This is a genomic window from Boseongicola sp., from assembly GCA_014075275.1.
Taxonomy (GTDB): domain Bacteria; phylum Pseudomonadota; class Alphaproteobacteria; order Rhodobacterales; family Rhodobacteraceae.
On record CP046179.1, the window covers coordinates 2,489,975 to 2,513,445 of the forward strand.

Annotated in this window: 19 protein-coding genes and 1 pseudogene; 6 read left to right on the forward strand and 14 right to left on the reverse strand. The window is 55.4% G+C overall.

Annotated elements, in window-relative coordinates; genetic code table 11:
- Nucleotides 1-26: 26 nt before the first annotated feature.
- Nucleotides 27-1,028, forward strand: coding sequence for a DUF2125 domain-containing protein (locus tag GKR98_12525; GenBank protein ID QMU58942.1), 1,002 nt, complete (start codon nucleotides 27-29; stop codon nucleotides 1,026-1,028).
- A 108-nt stretch (nucleotides 1,029-1,136) separates the two neighbouring features.
- Here GKR98_12525 and GKR98_12530 read toward each other — a convergent pair whose 3' ends face one another.
- Genes GKR98_12530 through GKR98_12540 form a run of 3 tightly spaced genes read right to left on the reverse strand, consistent with a single transcriptional unit; the run spans nucleotide 1,137 to nucleotide 3,708 of the window.
- Nucleotides 1,137-1,706: an extensin family protein gene (locus GKR98_12530; GenBank protein ID QMU58943.1), complete on the reverse strand. Its 570-nt coding sequence runs from the start codon at nucleotides 1,704-1,706 to the stop codon at nucleotides 1,137-1,139.
- Nucleotides 1,703-2,623 carry a prephenate/arogenate dehydrogenase family protein gene (locus GKR98_12535; protein QMU58944.1) on the reverse strand — a complete coding sequence of 307 codons (921 nt, stop codon included), beginning with the start codon at nucleotides 2,621-2,623 and terminating at the stop codon, nucleotides 1,703-1,705. Before GKR98_12535 ends, GKR98_12530 begins: the two co-directional genes overlap by 4 nt.
- Complete coding sequence (locus GKR98_12540) at nucleotides 2,620-3,708, reverse strand: histidinol-phosphate transaminase (protein QMU58945.1); 1,089 nt, start codon at nucleotides 3,706-3,708, stop codon at nucleotides 2,620-2,622. Before GKR98_12540 ends, GKR98_12535 begins: the two co-directional genes overlap by 4 nt.
- A gap of 172 nt (nucleotides 3,709-3,880) precedes the next feature.
- On the opposite strand from GKR98_12540, the gene GKR98_12545 reads away from it, so the two are divergent.
- A complete protein-coding gene (locus GKR98_12545; GenBank protein QMU60095.1) occupies nucleotides 3,881-4,414 on the forward strand; it encodes a methyltransferase domain-containing protein in 534 nt (177 codons plus the stop codon).
- A 182-nt stretch (nucleotides 4,415-4,596) separates the two neighbouring features.
- On the opposite strand, the gene GKR98_12550 is transcribed toward GKR98_12545, so the two are convergent.
- The 5 genes from GKR98_12550 to GKR98_12570 form a co-directional block, all read right to left on the reverse strand.
- Nucleotides 4,597-6,198 carry a dipeptide ABC transporter ATP-binding protein gene (locus GKR98_12550; protein ID QMU58946.1) on the reverse strand — a complete coding sequence of 534 codons (1,602 nt, stop codon included), beginning with the start codon at nucleotides 6,196-6,198 and terminating at the stop codon, nucleotides 4,597-4,599.
- Nucleotides 6,195-7,373, reverse strand: a complete 1,179-nt coding sequence (locus tag GKR98_12555) for an ABC transporter permease subunit (GenBank protein ID QMU58947.1) — start codon at nucleotides 7,371-7,373, stop codon at nucleotides 6,195-6,197. The genes GKR98_12550 and GKR98_12555 overlap by 4 nt, the downstream gene beginning before the upstream one ends.
- 2 nt (nucleotides 7,374-7,375) lie before the next feature.
- The gene (yejB, locus tag GKR98_12560; protein ID QMU58948.1) at nucleotides 7,376-8,455 is read right to left on the reverse strand and encodes a microcin C ABC transporter permease YejB; all 1,080 of its coding nucleotides are present in this window, start codon (nucleotides 8,453-8,455) and stop codon (nucleotides 7,376-7,378) included.
- A 15-nt stretch (nucleotides 8,456-8,470) separates the two neighbouring features.
- On the reverse strand, nucleotides 8,471-10,393 hold the full coding sequence (locus GKR98_12565) for an ABC transporter substrate-binding protein (GenBank protein ID QMU58949.1): 1,923 nt from the start codon (nucleotides 10,391-10,393) through the stop codon (nucleotides 8,471-8,473).
- A 193-nt stretch (nucleotides 10,394-10,586) separates the two neighbouring features.
- Nucleotides 10,587-11,102 (reverse strand): c-type cytochrome, encoded by a 516-nt coding sequence (locus GKR98_12570; GenBank protein QMU58950.1) that lies wholly within the window; start codon nucleotides 11,100-11,102, stop codon nucleotides 10,587-10,589.
- Nucleotides 11,103-11,220: 118 nt separating this feature from the next.
- On the opposite strand from GKR98_12570, the gene GKR98_12575 reads away from it, so the two are divergent.
- The gene (locus tag GKR98_12575) at nucleotides 11,221-12,051 is read left to right on the forward strand and encodes a prephenate dehydratase (GenBank protein ID QMU58951.1); all 831 of its coding nucleotides are present in this window, start codon (nucleotides 11,221-11,223) and stop codon (nucleotides 12,049-12,051) included.
- Nucleotides 12,052-12,177: 126 nt separating this feature from the next.
- On the opposite strand, the gene GKR98_12580 is transcribed toward GKR98_12575, so the two are convergent.
- The 5 genes from GKR98_12580 to GKR98_12600 all read right to left on the reverse strand — a co-directional run bounded on the left by GKR98_12580 (nucleotide 12,178) and on the right by GKR98_12600 (nucleotide 17,626).
- Nucleotides 12,178-13,743 carry an ABC transporter substrate-binding protein gene (locus GKR98_12580; GenBank protein QMU58952.1) on the reverse strand — a complete coding sequence of 522 codons (1,566 nt, stop codon included), beginning with the start codon at nucleotides 13,741-13,743 and terminating at the stop codon, nucleotides 12,178-12,180.
- Nucleotides 13,744-13,847: 104 nt separating this feature from the next.
- Nucleotides 13,848-14,411, reverse strand: a complete 564-nt coding sequence (locus tag GKR98_12585) for a GAF domain-containing protein (GenBank protein QMU58953.1) — start codon at nucleotides 14,409-14,411, stop codon at nucleotides 13,848-13,850.
- Between the two features lie 196 nt (nucleotides 14,412-14,607).
- Nucleotides 14,608-16,188 (reverse strand): ABC transporter substrate-binding protein, encoded by a 1,581-nt coding sequence (locus tag GKR98_12590; protein ID QMU58954.1) that lies wholly within the window; start codon nucleotides 16,186-16,188, stop codon nucleotides 14,608-14,610.
- Nucleotides 16,189-16,473: 285 nt separating this feature from the next.
- A complete protein-coding gene (locus GKR98_12595; protein ID QMU58955.1) occupies nucleotides 16,474-16,662 on the reverse strand; it encodes a zinc-finger domain-containing protein in 189 nt (62 codons plus the stop codon).
- A 232-nt stretch (nucleotides 16,663-16,894) separates the two neighbouring features.
- Nucleotides 16,895-17,626 carry a transcriptional regulator gene (locus GKR98_12600; protein QMU58956.1) on the reverse strand — a complete coding sequence of 244 codons (732 nt, stop codon included), beginning with the start codon at nucleotides 17,624-17,626 and terminating at the stop codon, nucleotides 16,895-16,897.
- Nucleotides 17,627-17,773: 147 nt separating this feature from the next.
- On the opposite strand from GKR98_12600, the gene GKR98_12605 reads away from it, so the two are divergent.
- The gene (locus tag GKR98_12605) at nucleotides 17,774-18,055 is read left to right on the forward strand and encodes a DUF4242 domain-containing protein (protein ID QMU58957.1); all 282 of its coding nucleotides are present in this window, start codon (nucleotides 17,774-17,776) and stop codon (nucleotides 18,053-18,055) included.
- A 235-nt stretch (nucleotides 18,056-18,290) separates the two neighbouring features.
- Here the strand turns inward: GKR98_12605 and GKR98_12610 are convergent, their stop codons facing one another.
- Complete coding sequence (locus GKR98_12610; protein ID QMU58958.1) at nucleotides 18,291-21,017, reverse strand: hypothetical protein; 2,727 nt, start codon at nucleotides 21,015-21,017, stop codon at nucleotides 18,291-18,293.
- A 170-nt stretch (nucleotides 21,018-21,187) separates the two neighbouring features.
- On the opposite strand from GKR98_12610, the pseudogene GKR98_12615 reads away from it, so the two are divergent.
- Nucleotides 21,188-21,600: pseudogene (locus GKR98_12615) on the forward strand (nuclear transport factor 2 family protein).
- Nucleotides 21,601-21,659: 59 nt separating this feature from the next.
- The gene (locus GKR98_12620) at nucleotides 21,660-23,069 is read left to right on the forward strand and encodes a hypothetical protein (GenBank protein ID QMU58959.1); all 1,410 of its coding nucleotides are present in this window, start codon (nucleotides 21,660-21,662) and stop codon (nucleotides 23,067-23,069) included.
- The last annotated feature ends 402 nt before the right edge of the window (nucleotides 23,070-23,471 follow it).

The following is a 23,471-nucleotide window of genomic DNA, read 5'->3' on the forward strand; positions in this document are numbered from 1 at the left end:
GACCGAGGACGCGGGGAAAAGACCAAATGATCCGATTGATTGTGTTGTTGCTGGTTGTCAGCCTGGGCTGGATGTCCTGGTGGGCCTTCGGCTCATCCGCGCTGGAACGCTCGCTCACGTCCTGGATCGAAACCTCGCGAAGTCAGGGCATCGCAACGAATGCCGAAGCCATTGACGTGCGCGGCTTTCCCAGTCGGTTCGACACAACGATAACCAACGTCACCCTTCAGCCGCCCGGGCGCAATGTCACCTGGTCGGGCACGTTCCTTCAACTGCTGGCGCTGGCCTACAAGCCCCATCAGGTCATCGCGGTCCTGCCCAACCAGCATCACGTCGAAACGCCGCTGCAAGCCATCGACATCACAAATGATCAGGCCCGTGGATCAATCTTCCTTCAGCCATCAACGTCATTGCCCCTCGAACGCTCAACGATCGTCATCGACAAACTGAACCTGAACTCATCTCTTGGCTGGTCGCTGTCGCTGGATCAGGCGCGCATCGCGACTGAACAGATCGAAGCCCGCACAAACGCCCACCGTATCGGCGCCGAGATTTTACAAATCACCCTACCAACCAGCGCCCGGGAAACGCTCGATCCTACCGAAACGCTGCCGCCACAGATAGCGCGCCTGCATCTGGATGCTACTGCCGATTTCACCGCCCCCTGGGACCGGCACGCCCTTGAGACCACCCGTCCTCAGATTTCCGCGCTGAATATCGCAGACCTCTCGGCGAACTGGGGCGATATCGGCCTTTCTGCCAAAGGCCTGCTTTCCCTGACCCCGTCCGGAACACCGGAAGGCGAAATCACCCTTGAAGCCACCAACTGGAAGCGTCTCTTCAACATGGCCGTCGAGGCCGGACTAATTTCCCGCCCAGACGCCCCAAATGTCGAAAATGCCTTGCAATTGATCGCGCTTCTAAGCGGCAACGCTGACGCGCTGGAAGTTCCGCTCACATTTCGCGCAGGCGGCATTTTCCTTGGCCCTATCCCGCTTGGCCCCGCGCCACGCATTGTGATCCCCTAGGGCTTCTTCTGTCTGGCAAATACTTCGGGGAGTCCCTGCAAAAAGCAGGGACGGGGCAGCGCCCCAAATAAAACAATCGTGCGAGGGGCAAAGCCCCTCACAATCCATCTACCGGCAGTAAGCGCGTCGTCGGCTGGCCACATCGAAATGGAAGTGATCGCGATGAAAGCGATCCGCGTTCGGTCCCAGAACAGTCCCGAATGTCCCGCACGCCCCCCGATGGAGACGCCGCAGTAATGCCCTGTCGCGACCGGAATTCCAGCCGTTCAAAACGGTAACCCGGCTACCATCGCGCATCACCAGCGCCGAGATGTCGATCGCATTACCCTTGGCATGTTCCGACAACTTCCCGCCGCGCCTCGAATTAATGTTTCGACAGGCATAATGCGCCGCAACGCGTAACTCGCTCAATCCGCCGCCGCGCCGACCAACCGCCGGTATGGCAACGCGCCGCACCCAGGTGTCCAATGCCCGCACGGTCGCCGTCGATAGCATCGCCGGTTGCGACAACCGGACGCCTGAAACTTCGCGCACAACCCAGGCATCGCGCACCCCACAACCGCCAGGCCCGTTTACCGCGCTACGTTTGGTGGCCTCAATATTGGATGGAACACTCCCACCCCCGCCGCCGCAGGCGACTACAAAACAAAGCGCAAACAGCGCTGCATATCTGATCATGATTTCTTCCCGATCCGACCGAAGTCCGGTGCATCCGTATCCTGCCCGGCCTCGATAATGCCCCGCCGTATCGCCCGCGTATGAGTGAAATACTCATGCAGGTGATCCCCATCTCCTGTGCGAATTGCCCGCTGCAACGCAAACAATTCTTCCGTGAAGCGCCCCAGAACCTCCAGGGTCGCTTCCTTATTGTTCAAAAACACATCCCGCCACATCGTCGGGTCCGAGGCCGCAATCCGGGTAAAATCCCGAAAACCCGCAGCTGAATACTTTATCACTTCGCTATCAGTCACACGCCGCAGATCATCCGCCACACCGACCATCGTATAGGCAATCAAATGCGGGGTATGGCTGGTCACCGAACACACCAGATCGTGGTGATCCACCTCCATGATCTCGACCATGGCCCCCATACCGGTCCAAAGCCGTGTCAACCGATCCAGCGCCTCTGCATCAAACTCTTCGCCAGGCACTAGAATGTTGAATTTGTTCTCAAACAGTTCTGCAAATCCCGCGCGCGGGCCCGAGTGCTCGGTCCCGGCCATTGGGTGACCTGGGATAAAGTGCACAGCACCCGGCATATGGGGCTGAACGGCCTCAATCACCGCCCTTTTTACCGACCCGACATCTGAAACCGTGGCTCCTGCTGCCAGATGTGGTCCGATCTCTTCCGCAACAGCGGCCATGGCGCCAACCGGAACCGCCAGAACCACCAAATCCGCGCCCTTCACCGCCTCGGCTGCTGTCTCCACGACCCGATCACAGAACCCAAGCTCGGCAGCTATCTCGCGTGTCTCTGCAGATCGCGCCGTGCCCACAATCTCGCCCGCCAGCCCATCGCGGCGCATGGCATGCGCCATCGACGAAGCGATCAACCCCAGCCCGATCAGGGCAACGCGGCCATAAATCTCACTCATTGTGCCATTCCTTTGAACCGCCGAACCGATGCCGCAACGCGGGCGCAATCCGCCTCTGTCCCGACCGTGATCCGCAAACAGTTTGGCAAGTTATACCCCGCCACCTTGCGCACCAATATTCCGTCTTCGCGCAGCGCCGCATCGCAGGCTTCAGCCTCTGCCTGATCAGCAAACCGCGCCAGAATGTAATTAGCGTGCGATGGATCAGAGGGCACGCCGACTTCAGTCAAAGCCTCTGCCAACCAGACGCGAAGCCGCGCATTTTCGCCCTGATACATCTCGGCAAATCCGCGATCCCGCATCGCCGCCTCTGCCGCCGCCAATTGCGGCCCGCCCAGATTGAACGGCCCCTTCACCCGGTTCAGCAAATCAATCACCCGGGCCGAGCCATAGCCCCACCCGATCCTTAGCCCACCAAGCCCATAGAGCTTGGAAAACGTCCGTGTCATCACCACATTCTGATGTGCGTCCACCAAAGCCACAGCGCCGTCATACCCTTCGGCAAACTCCACATAGGCCCCGTCCAGCACCAACAGGACATCGCCCGGCAACCCATCGGCAAGGCGCGCCAGCTCTTCCACCGGCAACAAAGTCCCCGTCGGATTGCCCGGATTGGTCAGAAACACCATCCGCGTCGCCGGTGTCACCGCCGCCAAAATGGCATCCACGTCCACAACCCGGTTCTTCTCGGGCACCTGAACCGGCGTGCCACCGGTCGCCTTGATCAACACCGGATACAGCGAAAACCCGTGTTCGGTATGAATAACCTCATGCTCCGGCCCCACAAAGGTCTGACACAGAAACGTCAGTATCTCGTCAGAGCCTGCGCCGCAGATAATCCGCTCCACATCCAGACCGTGCACCTCAGCAATCGCACGACGCAAGGACACGTGATCACTCGACGGATAGCGATGCATCGACGCCACCGCGGCCACCAAAGCTGCCTTCGCCGCCTCCGAACACCCAAACGGGTTCTCGTTCGAGCTAAGTTTCAACACCTCGTCATGCCCCGCCAGACGGCTCTCGCCGCCCTTGTAAAGCACGATATCTTCAATGCCCGGCTTAGGATCAATCACGTGTTTCATCGGCCTTCTTTCGCGTCCGCTCATGTCTAGCGATGCACCCGCAGCAACACCAGCACCGATCACGCAGCCTATGGAAGCGCGCCGAAAATCATGGCAGTCTGACCACATGAGCGACACCGCCGAGAACCTGACAAACCGATACGATACCGCCGCAAATCGCTGGCGCGACAAGATGCGCGCGCTTGGCTATTACGACGGCTACCTCGGCTTTCTGTCGGCCCCTGGCCAACGCCCGATCCCTGGTGCGCGCGTTATCGACGTCGGCGCAGGCACAGCCGCCTTTGCCGAAGCCTGGGTCGCCATCCACGGCACCCCCGGCGCGCTCTATCTCCTGGAACCCAGCCAGCCCATGCTGGCGCGCGGCGTCAAACCCAACCTCATCCCGGCCCGCCTGGATCAGGCCCACGGCCTTGCCCCCGCAAACGAAGTCCTCGCCGCCCATATCATCGAACATTGCCCCGACCCCGGCCTTGCCCTTCAGCAGATGCGCAACCTTCTGGTCCCCGGAGGCCGCCTGCGCCTCGTCGTCTCAAAGCCGCATTGGTGCAACGCCATTATCTGGCTGCAATGGCGCCATCGCACCTTCGGCAAGGATGAAATTCACGAACTGGTGCAAAACGCTGGCTTCGAAATCGAAGCCGACTACACCTTCCCCTCCGGCCCACCATCCCGCACCAGCCGAGGCATCACCGCCCGCCGCATCTGAACTTCTTCTGATTAGATAAACTCCGGGGAGCACGAGGGGCAGCGCCCCTTGTCTATGGCCTTTAGGCAATCAAAAAGATCAAATATCAGAAATCGCGTTCGAACCGCAGGTGAGAGACAGCGATTTCAGATGCTGGTTTTGACGATGGCCTCCCTCGACGACGCAAGTCGGCGAAACCGAATTCAGGAAACCGCCTTCACCTCAAACGCTGCCGCCATCAGTGCGCGCGTATAATCCGTCTGCGGCGCATCAAAAATCTGGCTCGCATCCCCGGCTTCCACGACATCGCCCTGTTTCATCACCATCACCTTGTGTGACAATGCCCGCACCACCTTCAGATCGTGGGAAATAAACAGATAGGCCAACCCGTATTTCTTCTGTAAATCGCGCAGCAATTCGACGATCTGCACCTGCACCGTCATGTCCAAGGCGCTCGTCGGCTCGTCCAACACCACCAGCTTCGGACGCAGGATCATCGCCCGCGCAATTGCAATCCGCTGCCGCTGACCACCGGAAAACTCGTGGGGATAACGGTGCATCATCACCGGGTCCAACCCGACTTCACCCATGATCTCGGCGACCATTTCACGTCGATCGCGGCCTTCGTCGACAGGATGAACCGTCAACCCTTCCGAGATTATCTCCTCCGCCGTCATCCGCGGGCTCAAGGATCCAAAAGGATCCTGAAATACGATCTGCATATCGGCCCGCAACGGTCGCACTGCCTTCGAAGAAAGCCCCTGAATATTGCGCCCCAAGAACGTGACCGGCCCTTCCGACGAAATCAGCCGCATGATCGCCAGCGCCAGCGTGGTCTTGCCCGAACCCGACTCGCCCACGATGCCAACGGTTTCGCCCGCACGCACGGAAAATGTTGCAGCATTCACCGCCTTGATATGCCCCACCGTGCGCTTCAACAAACCTGCCTGAATGGGAAACCAAATGCGCAAAGCATCCGTTTCCGCAATCACTTCAGCATCCCCCGCCACCGGATCCGGCACGCCTGTCGATTCCGCTGACAGCAATGTCTGAGTATAGGCGTGCTGCGGGTTGCCAAAGATCTCGCGGGTCTCGCCGCGCTCTACAATCTCACCATCCTTCATCACACAAACCCGGTCGGCGAACTTGCGCACGATCCCCAGATCATGGGTGATGAACAACATCGACATGCCCAGCTTCTGCTGCAGCTCGGCCAACAGCTCCAAAATCTGCGCCTGAATGGTCACGTCCAGCGCCGTCGTCGGCTCATCCGCAATCAGCAATTCCGGCCCATTGGCAAGCGCCATGGCGATCATTACCCGCTGCCGCTGCCCGCCCGACAATTGATGCGGATAGGCCGACAACCGACTGGCCGGATCGGGTATACCGACCTGCTCCAGCAATTCAATAATTCGTGCCTGCGCCTCTTCTCCGCGCAAACCCTGATGCAAAGCCACCGCCTCGGCCAATTGCTTTTCAATCGTATGCAGTGGGTTCAGCGAGGTCATCGGCTCCTGAAAAATAAAGCTGATGTCATTGCCCCGGACCCGACGAAGTTCGGCCTCATCAGCCCCCACCATTTCGGCCCCGTCATAGGTGACCGAACCGGAAATCTCTGCGCTGTCCGGCAACAAGGAAACCGTCGACAAGGCTGTCACAGATTTCCCGGACCCCGACTCCCCCACCAGCGCCAATGTCTCACCCTTCGCCAACTCAAAACTCACGTCCCGAACCGCATGGGTCACCGCCCCGTCCTGACGAAATCGCACGTTCAGATCGCGCACCTGAAGAAGAACGTCATTCATTCGAACGTCTTCCTGGGATCAAAGGCATCCCTGACGCCCTCAAAGACAAAGACCAGCAGCGACAGCATGATCGCAAAGGTAAAAAACGCGGTGAATGCCAGCCAGGGCGCCTGCAAATTCTGCTTGGCCTGCAATGTCAGCTCACCCAAAGACGGCGCCGAAGACGGCAACCCGTAGCCCAGAAAATCCAACGCCGCCAACCCGCCGATTGCACCTGTGATAATGAACGGTAGCAGGGTCAGCGTTGCGACCATGGCGTTCGGCAGCATGTGCCGGAACATGATCGTGGAATTGGAAACCCCCAATGCCCGCGCGGCCCGAACATACTCAAAGTTTCGCGCCCGCAGGAATTCGGCCCGCACCACACCCGTCAACGCTGGCCAACCGAACAAAACGGTCAAAAACACCAACATCCAGAAACTTCGCCCGAAGATCGCGAACATGATGATGATCACATAAAGCGACGGCGTCGAACTCCAGATCTCCAGCAACCGCTGGAAAATCAGGTCCAGCCAGCCGCCGAAATACCCCTGAACTGCGCCCGCGATTATTCCCAGAACGCTGCCGGCAACAGTCACGATAAGAGTAAACAGGATCGACAACCGAAACCCGTAAATCACCCTCGCCACCACATCGCGCTTGGTGTCATCGGTTCCCAGCCAGTTCAGGCTGTCCGGCGGCCCCGGCGCCGCCCCCGGCTTATCCACGATGGTTTTGTAGTGATAGCGGATCGGCGGCCACAGCAGCCATCCGCGATCAATCTCTTGCCCGTTTACAACCCCGGTTTCGGCTTGCGCCAACATACCTTCTGGATCGTCGTAACACTCCTGATCACCGCCCGTGATGATCAGACACTGCACGTCCTCATAGGCATATTCGGTTTTCCCGGCGAAATCGCCACCGAACGCGGTTTCAGGGTAAAAGTTGAAGATCGGCATGTAATATTCGCCGTTGTGCTTCACCAGGATCGGCTTGTCGTTGGCCAGAAACTCGGCGAACAGGCTCAACCCGAACAGAAAGCAGAAGATGATCAAGGACCAATAGGCCCGACGGTTCCGCGTGAAATTCCGCCACCGTCGCTGATTTAACGGCGACAAACGCGGCTTCTTACGATCTTCCGTCGGCTCCACTGTGCCCGGCGCTGCAGGCTCAAGTGCGGGATCAGGCATGGCCATCGTCACACCTCCCGCTTTTCAAAGTCGATACGCGGATCGACGAATACATACATCAGGTCCGACAGGATCCCGACAACCAGCCCCAAAAGCCCGAATGCAAACAGCGTCCCAAAAATCACCGGATAATCCCGCGCCACCGCCGCCTCAAACCCAAGCCGCCCCAGCCCGTCCAACGAGAACAACGTCTCGATAATCAGAGACCCGCCGAAGAACACCCCGATGAACACGGCCGGAAATCCGGCGATCACAATCAGCATCGCGTTACGGAACACGTGACCATACAAAACCCGTTGCTCTGACAACCCCTTGGCCTTCGCCGTCACCACATATTGCTTTTTGATCTCATCCAGAAAACTATTCTTCGTCAGCAATGTCAGCGTCGCAAATCCTGAGATCGAGGACGCCAAAACCGGCAGTGTGATGTGCCAGAAGTAATCGCCCACCTTGCCCAAGGCAGACAGGTCTTCAAAATTGTCCGAGGTCAGCCCACGTAACGGGAACCACTGGAAATACGACCCGCCCGCAAAGACCACCAACAACATGATCGCGAACAAAAAGCCCGGTATCGCATAGGCCACAATGATCAGCCCGCTGGTCCAGGTATCAAAACTGCTGCCGTCCTTAACCGCCTTGCGAATGCCCAGCGGGATCGAGACGATATAGGCAATCACCGTTGACCAAAGCCCCAGCGTGATCGACACCGGCAATTTCTCTGCCACCAAATCGATCACTGAAATCGAGCGGAAATAACTCTCGCCAAAATCAAACCTGAGGTAATTCCATATCATTTGCGCGAAACGAATATGCGCTGGCTTATCAAAGCCAAACTCGCGCTCCAATTCTTCGATGAACTCTTGGGGCAGACCACGCCCGCCAATATAGCCGTTGTCATCCGCCGCCTCGAACGTCTCACCGCCCCCGCCCGAAATCGACTCGAACACATCGCCCGTGCCTTCCATATTGGCGATGATCTGCTCGATCGGACCACCGGGCACAAACTGCGTCAGCGTAAAGTTGATGATCATGATCCCGAACAGGGTCGGAATGATCAGCAACAACCGCCGAAGGATATATGCGCCCATGGCCCCGGCTCTCGCTTACAGACTGCCAGCCGCTCGTAACGCGGCCTCTGCCTCGGGGTCGTGCCACCACCAGCTAAACTGACCCAACCCAAGTGGAGGGATGGTCTCGGGGTGGCGATACATATCGTAATACGCAATCGTATGAACATCTTTGAACCACTGCTGAACCCAGAACAACTCGGCGCGTAGAACCCTGTCCAATGCGTGTGTCGCCGATGTCAGCTCGTCCAAAGTCTTTGCATCAATGACGGGTTGCAACAGCCGATCTACAGCCTCGTTTTGCAGTCCCATCAAGTTGCGAGAACTGTCTTCAGCCGTTTCTGACCCATACCACTGGCGCAGACCAAACCCCGGCTGCAACCCCATACCAAACGTATGGTTGACCATATCGTAATCCGCCGTCCTGCGTCGGTCGATATATTGAGAAATGTCCACCCGTTCCAATTTGGCCTGGACCCCAAGCCGCGTCAGATTTTCGATATAGGGATTATGAATGCGATCAAAAGCTGGGCTGAACGACAAGATAACCAAGTCCAGAACTTCACCATCCTTGCGGCGGATACCATCATCGCCAATGATCCAACCGGCATCGTCCAACAGCGCCGAAGCCCTGCGAAGATTACGCCTGTCAAAGCTGCGGGGGCCGCTGGTTGGTGCCATCAGAGCTTGATCCGTCAGGATGGACGCGTCCAGCAAACTCCCATCCACCAGCGGCTGCAATATCTCGATCTCCGCTGCAGAAGGCGGCCCGGACGCTTCCAATGGCGAGTTCTCCCAGAACGAATTCACACGCTCATACAACCCAAAGAACAGCGACTCGTTGGACCACTCAAAATTGAACATCATCCCAATCGCTTCGCGTACCCGCCGATCCTGCCATTTTTCGCGGCGTAAATTGAACACATAGGATTGCGCGTTGCCGATGCTACCATCCTTGATTTCGGTCTTGATCACCGAGCCATCGGTCACTCCGGGGAAATCATAACCCGTTGCCCAATCCTTCGATGAATTCTCATTTCGGAAGGTATACTCCCCAGCTTTGAATGCCTCTAAGGCCGCCGAGCTATCGGCGAAATATTCATACCTGATACGGTCAAAGTTATTCTGACCAACGTTGAATGGGTGATCTGCGCCCCAAAAATTCGGATTGCGTCCATAAATGATCTGTCGACCGACATCGAAACTTTCGACAACATAAGCACCCGTGCCTAAAAATGGCTCCAGCGTGCTGTCATCAATACGCGCACCGGTCTCTGTGAACCACGCCTCTGAGAACACGGTCGATCCACCGCCAGCAAACGAAATCACTTCCCGACGTGGCGCTTCATCAGCAAAGATGAATTTGATCCGGTGCGTGCCCAATAATTCAACCGAATCCACAAAGCCCCGCACCACGTTCACATATTCCGGCAATCCCTGCTCCATGAACAGATCATGGGTAAACTTGACATCGCCAGCATCCATTGGAGTGCCGTCAGAAAACGTCACATCATCGCGCAGATTGAATATAACCCAGTCGCGACTTTCGGGGTATTCCATCGTCGTACAGAGGTAGCAGTATGTTCCATATGGATCGTCTGCGGTACCGACCAGAATGCTTTCATACATCAGGCCCATGCCGGTGCCTGCCACACCCTTGCGCGTGTAGTTGTTGAAACTGTCAAAGTTCCCCTGCGCCCAGGTGCTGATTTCCCCACCCTTGGGCGCATCGGGGTTCACATAATCCAGATGTGTAAAATCCGGCCCGTATTTCACCTCACCAAAATTCGAATAGGCATGGGTCACTGTCACCGCCTCGTGACTATCCGCCCGCGCCAGTGATCCAGCGGCCAGCGTCGCCGCAACCCCCAACCCCAATCCAAGAGCCCACATCAGCGGCAAAGCCGGTATTCGGCTCTCAATTCTCTGGGCTAATGCCTTTTCACGGCGTGGCGTCATCTGGCGTCTCCTCCATTCATCGTCTTCTTACCGATAGCTTAAACCAACTAATTGTAGCTAAAAATCTAATTGTCTAACGTTCAATGCAATGCCTCTGAACAATTAGTGAATGAAGCGTGCGCAGAAAAAAGGCCGGGCGCAACGCCCAGCCTTCGATTCAGGTCGCAACAACCCGTGATGTGTTGTTCAGGACTCAGCCGTCCAGACTATCCAGCCAGGCAATCAGGTTCGCGCGATCTTCAGCGTCACCCATGCCACGATAGTTCATCTTGGTTCCATCCAGGTATCCGGACGGGCTGGTCAGAAATTCGCTCAACGCCTCGGGCGTCCAGGCCCCGCCAAATGCGGCCATTGCACCAGAATAGGCATACCCATCGATAACACCCACGTCGCGGCCCACGACACCAAACAGATGAGGTCCCGTTCCATTGGCACCATCATCCACCTTGTGACAGGCCTGACACTGGCGGAACAACCGCTCGCCCGAACCTGCATCCGCCATGGCGTAGACCTCGGCAAATGGCACTTCGGCCACTTCTTCGCCGCCACCGTGATCGCCGGTGTCTATGGTATAGGCCTGATGATGCTCACCGTCGTGATGCTCGGCTTCGTGGTAAATGAACTCAGCTGCAAACCCGCCCAGCAGGAAAACCAGGAAAGCGCCGCAAAAGCCGCCCACGATCTTCGTCAATGTCATAGTGTCGAACATGTCGCGTCCAGATCCTTCGATGTTTAACGGCTATCTATCCGCTTCCCCTCGTAACCTTCAAGAGATAACACCCGCGACCAAACGCCCTTTTTGCCGCAGAGACGATGGAAAACACGCCATGACCGGACGTATCGCCTTCCAGGGAGAACTCGGAGCCTACTCACACCAGGCCTGCCGCGAGACCCGACCCGACCATGAACCGCTGCCCTGTCGCACCTTCGAAGACGTGATCGAAGCGGTTCAAACGGGCAAAGCCGATCTCGCCATGCTGCCGGTGGAAAACACGACCTATGGCCGGGTCGCCGACATCCACCGCCTCCTGCCGGAAAGCAATCTGCACATCATCGAAGAAGCCTTCGTGCGCGTGCATATCAACCTTCTGGCGGTGCCAGGCGCCTATCTCGACGACATCAGGACCGCCTATTCGCATCTGGTGCTACTGCCCCAGTGCTCAAGTTTCCTGCGCAAACATGATATCCATGGCGCGGTCAGCCCCGACAACGCCCGCGCCGCCCGCGATGTTGCAGAAGCTGGCATCAAATCCGATGCCGCGCTGGCCTCCGAACTCGCTGGCGAAGTCTATGGCCTCAACGTCCTTGCACGAAATATCGAAGACAACGACCACAACACCACGCGTTTCCTCGTCATGGCCCCGAAACCCGACCTCACACGCCGGGGCGAGGTTATGGTCACCACCTTCGTTTTCCGGGTCCGCAACCTGCCAGCCGCGCTTTATAAAGCCATGGGCGGTTTCGCCACCAACAGCGTCAACATGACCAAACTGGAAAGCTATATGGTGGATGGCTCGTTCTCAGCCACGCAGTTTTATGCCGATATCGAAGGTCACCCCGACGACGAAAACGTCCAGCGCGCCATGGAAGAGCTCGACTACTTCACATCCGAGATCAAAGTCCTGGGCACCTACCCTTCAGACCCCCGACGCAAATAGGACCGCGCAACCCGCGCGATCCCAATTCTCTGGCCTCATTACTGGCCCATAAATATCCCAGGGGGTGTGGGGGACAGCGTCCCCCACCTACCGCGCCCCGGGCACAGCCCGGGGCGCAATCCCGTCTTAGTTCACCGTCACCCAGCGCAGGATAAAGAAGTTATCCGGGCGCTGCGTCAGATCGATATTCGCCTGCGCACCCCAAACCAACGGCTGCACATATAGCGGCACATAGGCATGCTCGCCCTGATAAAGCGACGTGACTTCGTCCAGCATCGCCTGACGCTTGCCATCATCCAACTCCGACTGGATCATTGGCAACAATTCATCAACACGCGCATTCGAATAGGCGCCAAAGTTCCACGATCCCAGCTTCTTCTCTGCATTCGGGGTCGAGGCCAAAAAGCGGATCGGATGCTCGTGGTCAAACGTGCCCGGTGACCAGCCCAAGAGATACATGTCAAAGTTATCGGCCCGTAGCTCTGGCCAGTAATTGCTGACCGGCATCGCATCCAGCTCAGCCGTGATCCCAATCTGGGCCAACATGCCAGTCACTGCCTGACACACCGCCTCGTCATTCAGATAGCGGTTATTCGGGCACTTCAGACCGAAACCGAACCCATCGGCATAACCCGCCTCGGCCAACAGCGCCTTGGCACCATCGACATCAAGGGCATTTGGTGCCGCATTGGCGTCCGAGAACCCGCGCATCGCCGGGCTGACCAACTGGCTGGCCGCTTCAGCGTTGCCACGCATGATCGTCTGCAAGATCGCTGGCACGTTCACAGCCTTGGCAATGGCCTCGCGCACCCGCACATCCTTGAACGGGTTCGGCTGATCGGCACTTGCGCCGTATTTCAGCATGTCCGCCTCATGGGTGAAGCCCAACATGATCACACGTGCCTCGATGCCCTGAATAACCTTCACAGAATCGCTGCCCGACAAGCGTGCAGCATCCTGAATAGGCACAGGATTAATCAGATCAATGTCGCCGGACAACAGGGCCGCAACAGCAGTTGCCGGGTTTTGGATCGGCGTAAACTCAGCCGAGGTGATGTTGTGCTCTGCATCACCCCACCAGCCACCGAACGGCTCCAGAACCGTCCGCAGCCCGGGCTCACGTTCGGTGACCATAAAGGCCGCCGTGCCGTTGGCGTTCAGCGTGGCATAGTTGCCGTTCTCTTTATCCGGGCACTCGGCGTTGTTCGCCGCCGCCCAGCCACTGTCCATCATCATCCAGTTGGCAATGCTGTCAGGGAAAATTGGGTTCGGTGCATTGGTCAGAATGTCGACGGTGTAATCATCCACTTTCACCACGTTGCTGACGGGCGCGAACCAAGACCGCGTATCCGATTCCTCAGCCGAGGCGCGCTGATACGAAAACACCACGTCATCGGCATTGAACGCTGCGCCATCATGGAACGTCACACCCTGGCGCAACGTGAACCGCCATCCCTCGCCCTCGCCAATCGGCTCCCAGCCGGTGGCCAAAGCAGGCTCGATCGCCATGTCTTTGCCGCGCCGTACAAGGCCCTCATAGACGTTGTTCAAAAACCCCAGCACAGGCGCCGAATTCACTGCATGGGGGTCCATGGTCTGCGGATCGGTTGTCCCGGCCCATTTGAATTCAGCGGCAGTTGCACCGCTCGCCAAGAGCGCAACTGCTGCTGACATCATCAATGATTTTTTCATGTTTGTTTCTCCCGGTTTGCCGCACGGCACTATGACCGTCGGCTCTGTTCTTAGAACGACAGATAACTACGACTTATCACAACTCAAGTTAATGTGAACGGCGCTCAGATCGGAATCCTGTTGGCACTCCGGTGCAAGACTCTCTCTCGGCTCACGAACTTCAGCGTCTGAAGCGAAGCCTTCAGCAGAATATGCCGTGACAGAAGATGCGCCTGATCCATCAATTCCGCCTTGTCAGTATGAGACCATCGCTGTGGCTCACGAGTAAACGCTGCCATCACACCAATAGTTTCTCCGGCCGGCCCGGCAACCGGCACTGCCAAAAAACTGCCGGCCGACAGCAGACATACTTCGGGAGTGGTCGCGAATTCCCCGCCCCGAACCAGGTCGATCAGCATCGTGGATTCACCTGACTCGACTACTTCTGCCGTTAACGAACCCCTCAAAGGTAACTCATCGGGGATGCGATAAGCCTGATTCCAGCCTGAATACGCCCGCAAAAACAGTCGCGCGGCGTTCCGGTCCTCGACAAAGAAGGTCACTGTTGGAACGCGCAAGATCAACGCAGCGTTTCGAACGATAATCGCTATTTCACGGTCGGCACGACCATCTAAAAGGCCTAAATCACTTAAATTGAAACTTAAATCGGGGTTATTCGGGGTAGACATCAAAATCGAAACCCTCCAGCAAGGGAATCAACATTAAAGGCGATGAAACCACCGCCTCTCTAATCCATTCCCCCGCTTCAGACGTGGCGTGTTTTGAGCAATTGTCCAGAAAAATCTTTTAAAATTATAGCTTTTTCTGGGCTCCGAAATAGATAACGGGGCCATAAGGCCCCGTTATCGCTATATTTTATCGCCATTAGTTCAAAGTGAAGTATTTGAACTTTGCAGTGTCGTCAGGTGCAACAATCGTTCCAACGTTGCTTGCCATGCCCCAGTTCAACACCTGGTGGTGAATCGGGATATACAGCTTTTCGGCCTGAACGACTGCCCAGATGTCAGCGATCATGCCATTGCGCTTCTCAAGGTCTGTCTCAGAAGCCAATGCTACAATCGTCGCATCCAGATCAGGGTTGGAATAGCGCGTGCCGTTCCACGAACCATACTTCTCACCCTTGGTGTGCGCCAGGAAGTTGAAGACGTATTCCGAGTCATATGTCGGAACACCCCAACCCAGCATATAGAAGTCGGTCTGCAGGTTGTTGATCAGTGGGAAGTGCTGGGCCTTAGGCTTGGCATCCAGATTCACAGACACACCGATTTGCGCCAGCATACCAACAGACGCCTGACAGATCGCTTCATCATTGATGTAGCGGTCGTTCGGACAATCCAGCTGGATCGAGAAACCGTCGCCGTAACCGGCTTCAGCCATCAGGGCCTTCGCACGATCAACGTCAGTCTTCGACGCACCGTCCAGCTCAGCCGTCCAACCGTTCACGAACGGAGGCGCAATCATGCCAGCAGGTGCCGACTGGTCCCGCATAACCACCTGCTTGATCGCATCGCGGTTGATCGCCAGGTTCATCGCCTCTCGAACACGAACATCAGCAAACGGATTCTTGCCATCAACATTGTCGTTGGCCAGATCCGCATCACCCATGTTCATACCGAAAAAGATCACCCGGTTCTGAGGTGCAGTGCGCACTTCCAGACCATCGGCTCCGGCCACACGGGCCAAATCCTGCACAGGAACGTCCTGAATGAAGTCAACTTCGCCAGACAACAGCGCCGCGACGCGAGTTGCTGCGTTTTGGATCGGCGTATACTCGATACGTGTCACCTGCATCGGGAACTCATCTTTGCCCCAATAGTTTTCGTTCGCTTCAAGTACAGTGCGCACGTCAGGTTCACGGCTGATCAGTTTATACGGGCCGGTGCCGTTGGCATTTTTGGCCGCAAACGTATCCTCACCACCTTCAAAGTCCTGAACCTTCGCGGCGTTGTTCGCCTCGGCCCAGTCTTTATCCATAATGAACATGTTGGTCAGGTTGTTGGCCATGATCGGGTTTGGACCATTGGTCTCAATCTCAACCATATGCGAACCAGCGGCGCGCACATCCACAACTGATGCCAGCAATTCTTTATAGTCCGAATCCGGCGTCATTGCGCGTTTCAGGCTGAACACCACGTCTTCGCTGTCAAACGCAGCACCATCGTGGAAGGTCACACCTTCGCGCAGCTTAAATGTCCAAACATTCGGATTAGAGGCCGACGGCCCCCATTCTGTAGCCAGGTTTGGAACCATCGCACCGGACATGTCGCGCATGACCAGAGTCTCCATGATCTGATGCCCCAAAGCCGAGGTTGGACCCTCGTTCTGGGCATGTGGATCAAGTGTCAGGGCGTCGCCTGCCCGTGCCCAGCGCAATGTCTCTGCAGACGATGCACCAGCGATCAGGGCCAAAGCCGAAGCCGCAAGAAGTGTTTGGCGAAGTGCCATTCGAATCTCCCCATAGTTTTTTTCTGTGCGCGCAAGTCTCGGGCTAAACCGGCGGAAGTCAAGCGGTGCGCGGCGTCAACTCAAAGAGAATCTGTCAAATCCGGGTGAATATCTGTCCAGCCCCCTCGCCCGTTAACGATTTGAAACGCATTAATTAAATTTGATTAAAATTTGCGCGCGTACAAATTTGCGCGCGTACAAATTTGCCCCCGCCAAAGCGGTGCGCCGTGCTGAAATTGATGAAAGTCCAACCCAGCCGCAGCCGACATTTGCTTGCCCGAAGCCCTAGCCCTCGGCCAACTCAAACCGCTTATCGCAATAGCCACACTCGACCCAACCGTCTTTCGGATCAATCAACAACCAGACACGCGGATGCCCCAAAGCCCCTTCACCTCCGTCACAGGCAACTCTGGACGATGTAACGATTTCGGTCTCAGGCGGCGGGTTGCCGATTGTCGCAGCTGTGTCAGACATGAATGCGTCTCGCAATTAGGGCGTTTTGCGTATCTTAACGAAGCCGCGCGCGGCGGCAATAGGCGTTGAGCGTTTGTGGCCACTGCAGACCTGAAAGCGACGACGAGCGTCGTCGGCGGGGATTTACGGAGTTAAGTTGGATGCAGTTGTTGGTTCGGCAAGTTCAATTTCCACTGCAGCGAATGTCCGCTTTGAGCCCAGAGCAGACATTATTTTCCTATTCAGCGGCGCCCTAAGCCAGAATGGCTTCTTCGAAATAGCTATCTGAAAGTTGAAGCACTTCAGAGGGATTTTCTTTTGTCCGCTGGTAAAACCACCGGTCCATCGTACGCGAGAGCATCGCGTCGCCGCTGAGGAACAGTCGGCCCTCTTCCAGTTCTCGCGCGATAGTCGTACGGCTTAGAATGATGGAAGACAGAGACATACAGTTTGTTTCGATAAAGAGGTCGATCTCGCTACTTGGAGCCGTTACGCAAATTTCAATCGGAAAACCGGGCCGGATCAGCGCCCAGTATTTGCTATACTCCAAGTCTGGGTCGGTGAACCGAAATTGAAAAACCAGCTGGCGGTTGGGAAGCTGTTCTGGATCGATGTAGTTTCGCATCTGCCACATCAGTTTCGAGACGGTCAGGTTTCCCAATGCCTCCTTTGCCTGGATATTACACTGGGCCCATTTTCCCATGGCATCCAGAACGGGTTCAAGGTCAATGCCGCGTTGCGTTCTGATATATTCGACCTTGCCGGTGGCAGGGTCTTCAATTCTCTCGATCAATCCCTGTTCGACAAGCTCTTTCAAACGCCGGGACAAGAGCGCTGTCGAGATGTTGCCGACACCTCGCCGTATATCGTTAAAACGAGTCGCGCCGCCCCACATTTCAGTCAGGATTGGAATAGTCCAGCGCGGTTCAAGAACTTCGCAGGCGTGTGAGATCGGGCAAATCAATCCGTAAGGTCTATTGCGCATGGACTGTCCTCCTTTGAAGTCAGCTTACGAATGTACCTCAAATCTGGCCACTTCATAATGTGAAGCAGAGTCGCTTCAATTCTTGAACTGTCCAAATATGAGCCCTGTGGGCCATGGTTAATGCATTCAAAAACAAAGGAGATCACAATGCCCAAATTCATCGTCGAACGGAACATCCCCGGTGCGGATAAACTGACCAAAGAAGAACTTTGCGATATCTCAGCCAAGTCCAACGAGGTCGTTGACGGGCTGGGAATCCCTTATGTCTGGCATCACACCTATGCTGCAGGAGACAAGCTGTATTGTGTGCATGAAGCTGACAACGCCGACGAAATTTATCGCCATGCAAAAGAAGGCGGCTTCCCTGCCGACCTTGTCGCCGAGATAAAGCACACTTTCGGCCCGGAAACTGCAAAACGTGCCGCATAGCCATTCTAAGACAACGGGAAAGGATCAAACGAAAGACGCTCGAAACGCGGCGCTTGCATCACAGACAGCGCGCCGCATAATAACATCAACCAGACGAGCCAAACTCTTTACTTGTTTAAGCAACTCTTGGTTCCCAAAACCCTGACGACGGACACTTTCGAAAATACGCCGGGCTATACTGGACCTGGTTGCGCGTTCCTTGCGACAGTGCGGCGGAGTATCATTAATTCTTTATTCAAACTGCTTCGAACTCTTCAGCAACGGCTTTTGCAGCAAGTTGAGTGCGAGACGCCACGTCCAGCTTTTCATAGATGTGCGACAGATGAACCTTTACGGTGCCACGCGCGATAAACATTCGCTCAGCGATCTGGGGATTTGAAAGGCCTTCTGTTGCAAGACCAACCACGCGCCGCTCGGTTGGTGTCAAGCTGTTCCACCCTGTAAGAGGTCGGGCACGTTTGCCGCGCATACGGGAGATCAGTCCAATGATTTCTTCAAGGTCCGAATTGGCCGCGTGCTCCGTTAATTCATTGAACGTGTCGGTGCCAAGTTTATTTTGAATCGAGTGCAAAAGTGACGCACACTCAGCATCTTCGACCGAACCACGCACCAACTGCATATCAGTTCGCGATCGATCCGTGAACGCAAGCACCCGCGCGGCATCGTCGTGCTTTTCCTTTGCGACCAGAATTGAAGAGATAGCCTCCATCGTTCGCAGTAATCCGGGCAAAAGCGCAGCACCACGCTGGGTTTCCAGCGCTAAGTGCAAACAGATTTCGGCCTCACCAGCGTCACCCCGCGCCAGAGCCAAGCGACCTTTCAAATACAGGTTCATACCATCAATAAAAGGATTATTGAGATTTGCGGCCATGCTTTTGGCGTCATCCAGAAGGGCACTGGCCTCGTCGAAGCGCGACAGTGAGATCTGCGCCGCTGCAGAAGCCAGGGCTAGCTGGGCGGCCCATACGGGAATTCCCGCGGACTTCAGTCCCTCGACGTGATCCCCGATCATCTCGCGCGTTACCTCGGGTTTTCCGTCGGCAACCTCGATCAATCCAAGCTGGAACATCGTTTCCGGCACGGCCAAAAACGTCCCGGTCGCAGTCGCGGTCTGCATCATGGCGCGCATTTCCTTGCGTGCCTCGTCAACCTGACCCATGTCGGCCTTTAGTGCCGATGACCAAGCCCGGGCAAATCCACCAGTGGCTGGGTCACCGACATAGCCCGCATTCTCAACCGAAACTTTTAGTGCGGCTTCAGCAGCGTCCAGATCGCCTGAATCGCGTGCGAAATACCCCTTCACGGCATTTGCCCAAGCCCGTAAATAACGACTTTCGTGCCTGTCTGCGACGGTCAGAACATTTTCGATTGAAACGCTGCCACCAGCGATTTCATGGGAGAACAGGTACACGGAAGTGATGATCTTGATCCCGTGGGTTTCCGCCCAGCTGTCATTGATTTGACCGCCCAATTCAATGCACGTGCTCAGAGACTCGTAGGCCGCGGCGGGGTCTGAAACTGATTGAGCAAACCCTATGATGTCCAGCGCGCGGGCTTCCGTCCAAGTGTCGCCAATCTCCTGTGCCATTTCCAAGGCTTGTTGAGCACGCGGAAAGGCAAGATCCATTCGCCCACCATAGGCACAAACGTGCGAAGCCCCCCAAAGGGCACGTGCGGTTAGAATTGCCGGTGCATCTTCGCGCGCCAGCGCTATGTCGAACCATCGCATTCCGTGTTGGTATTGGCCCCAGATTTCATAGTAGCCCGTAAGGGCAGTCAACAACCTCAGTAGGGGGATTGGGTCGTCGTGGCTTTCCGCAAAAATGAGCGCGTCTTCTAGATTGTCGAATTCCGTTTGAATTTGAGCCATCAACTGAGGACCATCGCCAAGTATCAACCTTTGTGCACGATACTCCGCAAAATCTATAAAATGCGTCAGATGCGCGGTGCGGGCGGCAAACGCCTCGTCCGCTTCATCAAGTTTTTCGAGCAGAAACTCCCGCACGGTTTCCAAAAACCGAAAGCGTGGCTCCTTCTTTGTTCGGTCCACTTGGACAATCGACATATCGACAAGGCGTTGAAGAAGGTCGAGCGTTGCGGGATCGCTTTTGCCTTCTTGCCCTCCGATCGCAGTCGCCGTTTCGAGTGTAAACCCGCGCAAGACACACAGTTGGCGCCCCAGCGACTGCTCTTCAGGCGTCATTAGGTCATAACTCCAGGCAACCGACGCTCTAAGCGATCGGTGCTGAACGGAAGCATCCCGACTACCGCCGGTCAAAAGGTCAAATCGGCTGGCGAGACCTGCAAGGATCTGATCTGGCCCCATCATTGATGTTCTCGCAGCAGCAAGTTCAATAGCAAGCGGCACGCCATCGAGCCGTTCAACTATATGCCGGACACTGGGTCCAATGACAGTTTTTGTTCCCAACACTGAGCCCGCTTGCCTCGCTCGTTCGAAGAAAAGCGCCACACCGTCATCGACGTTCAGTGGTGCCACTTGGTGAACAAACTCACCGCTAATGTGAAGTGGCTCGCGACTGGTCGCGAGAATGCGTACGTCTGGGGCCTGTGAAAGAATAGTTTCAGCAAACCCAGCGCACCCTTCAAGAACTTGTTCACAGTTGTCGAGAACCAGAAGGACCCTCTGCGCCGCCAATTGGCGGGCAATAGTTTCTGACAGCGCGCTGTTTTCTTCTTCGAGGATTCCCAACACACGCGAAACAGCGCCAGCGACACCGGCATCACGCAACACACCGGTCAGGTCGATGAACCAAACCCCGTCGGCAAAGTTCTCGACGCAAGCGCGTGCCGCCTTCTTCGCCAACCTTGTCTTTCCGGTTCCTCCCGGCCCAGCCAATGTAACGAATCGCCGGTCGCCCAAGTGCTCCCGTAGTTCGGAAAGTTCTTGGTCGCGCCCCAAAAGCGAAGACAGCTCAAGTGGCAAATTTGTGTTATTTTTCAACGCTAATTCTCCCCGTGCAGTCGATCATAGCCGAAATGACAGGGTGGTATAGAAAAAAACAGTATGTCGTATATGCCACCTGGCAGATGTTCCGTGATTCGTGGGGCCGTAAACCTGAACTCACAAATGAAATTCGGGATCACCCTGAATAGAGACAAGGAATTGGGAACATGACCATCGAAACAACAGCACGTGAATTTTTCGAAGCATGCGAAACTGGAAAAGGTTGGGACGAATGCCAGAAGTACTGCCAAGATGATGCAACATTCGACTGCCAATCCGACGCCTTGGCGGACACCAAATCACTTGAGGGCTACGCGAACTGGATGAAAGGATTGCTGACCCCACTTCCTGACGGGCACTACGAACTCAAAGGTTTTGCCTCAGACGAAGAACGCAGCACGGTACTTGCCTTCGGGTCTTCCATGGAACCCAAACCGGCGAAGGTGGGCCAGTTCCACCGACCGGTAAAACAGTTGCAGCCGACTACGTCTATGCAATGGAGTTTGCCAACGGAAAAGTGAGCCACATGACAAAGGTTTGGAACGACACGATTACAATGCGCCAGGCTGGTTGGGCGTAATCATAACTTGAAAAGCGGCCTCCGTAACCGGGGGCCGCCTTGGCAAATGGGGTGATACGATGGAACCGAATAGATTGGGCAATAACGACCCCCACGGTAACCTCAATGACAATTCATTTCAGGCGGAAATTCGAATTGTCCAATCGGTACAAGCGAACCTGAACTCGCCGACCCTGGTCCTTGGCCTTGCTGTGAGTTCCGGGGTCGCAGGATTTTTGGATTGGTCCGCGACGATTTCAAGTTATGCTATCTACCCATTGTCGCTGTCGCTGATAATGCTGGTCCTACCACTTAGGAGCTGGTTTCGTTTACGTGGCAAACAACGCCCACAACGCGTCAGCGCTCGACGTATTCGAGCACTGGAATTCTTCACTTATTTTGTCGGAGTAGTTTGGGCTGTAATTATCTATCTAATTATGGCGGATCTAACACCAACAAGTAATGCGTTCATAATGGCCATTGTCTTCTGTCTGTGTTTTGCAGCTGCAGGATTGAACCCAAGCCTACCACGCGCTGCAGCTTTCTTTTGTGTCGTTGTGATGCTTTCACTTCTCTTGAGCGCATCGCAGAACGAAGTGTTTAGACCCGACATGTTGGTTGCCTCAATCGGAATGATTTCGGTGATCTTAGCCAGGATGATTTGGCTCAATTGGGTTTATGTGAAGCAAAACGTAGCTCTCAGCCAAGAAAGCAAACTGCATCAAGCTGAACTGGACCAATTGGTTCAAGAACTTGCGGTTGCCCGCGACGCAGCAATGGACGCCAATTCTTCAAAATCACAATTTCTGGCGAACATGAGCCACGAACTCCGCACCCCATTGAATGCCATCATCGGATACTCGGAGCTTTTGATCGACGATGCCACTGACGACGGTAACGAAGATTATGTGCCCGATCTGGCCAAGATCCAACGCGGCGGACAGCATCTTTTGGGCCTGATCAACGACATTCTCGACCTCTCAAAGATTGAGGTCGGCAAGCTGGAGCTTTTTGTTGAAGAATTCAACGTCGGCGACCTTCTCACAGACGTCAAAAATACAATAACTCCGCTTATCCTGACGAATAATAATCGGCTTGAAATCGTAACCGAAGGCGACTTGCCCAGTATCAAGAACGACTTGACTAAGATACGCCAAAGCCTGTTCAACCTCCTCTCCAACGCGGCAAAGTTTACGAAAAACGGATTGATACTGGTATCCGTTGGTATGGATGAAGATGGGTCTGCTATTGAATTTTCCGTTAAGGATCAGGGTATTGGTCTTAGCAAAGAGCAAATCGGCCGTATCTTTGACCCTTTTGCACAAGCTGAGTCTTCAACTTCGAAGAATTTCGGTGGAACGGGTCTTGGACTAAGCATCAGCCGCGAATTCTGCCGAATGATGGGCGGGGACCTAGTAGCTGAAGGTGTTCCAGGCGAAGGTTCTACGTTCAAAATGACTGTGCTTCGTGACGGCACGGAGCTGGCCTGACAAACGTTTTTCATTCGTTCACGGGTTGAATACGACTTGTTTTCATATGGTGAAATTTACATACGATGCAATTTTCAGCTGTATTCTGTGTAAACCAAAGCAGCTTACGGGAAAATATTAGATATTCGATCCGAGCAAATTCGCTAAGGACACTTGGTCCAATCAGATCATTTTATGAACCTCTGGCTAGGTGCGATGATGCTTCCGGCGGTTCGGCCGATCTGTTTTTTTAGTTTCTGTCCTGGACAGCATGTTTGAACCCAAGTCGGCCCTTCGTGCTTCCTGCAACGAATGGTCGCGTTTCACCAAAATGCCAAGATGTTTGGGCTGCATCGGTAACTTTTGGGCTCAGAGCGGTCATCTGACACTTTCGATCAGGCGTTTCCCCGCAATTTCGGCTTC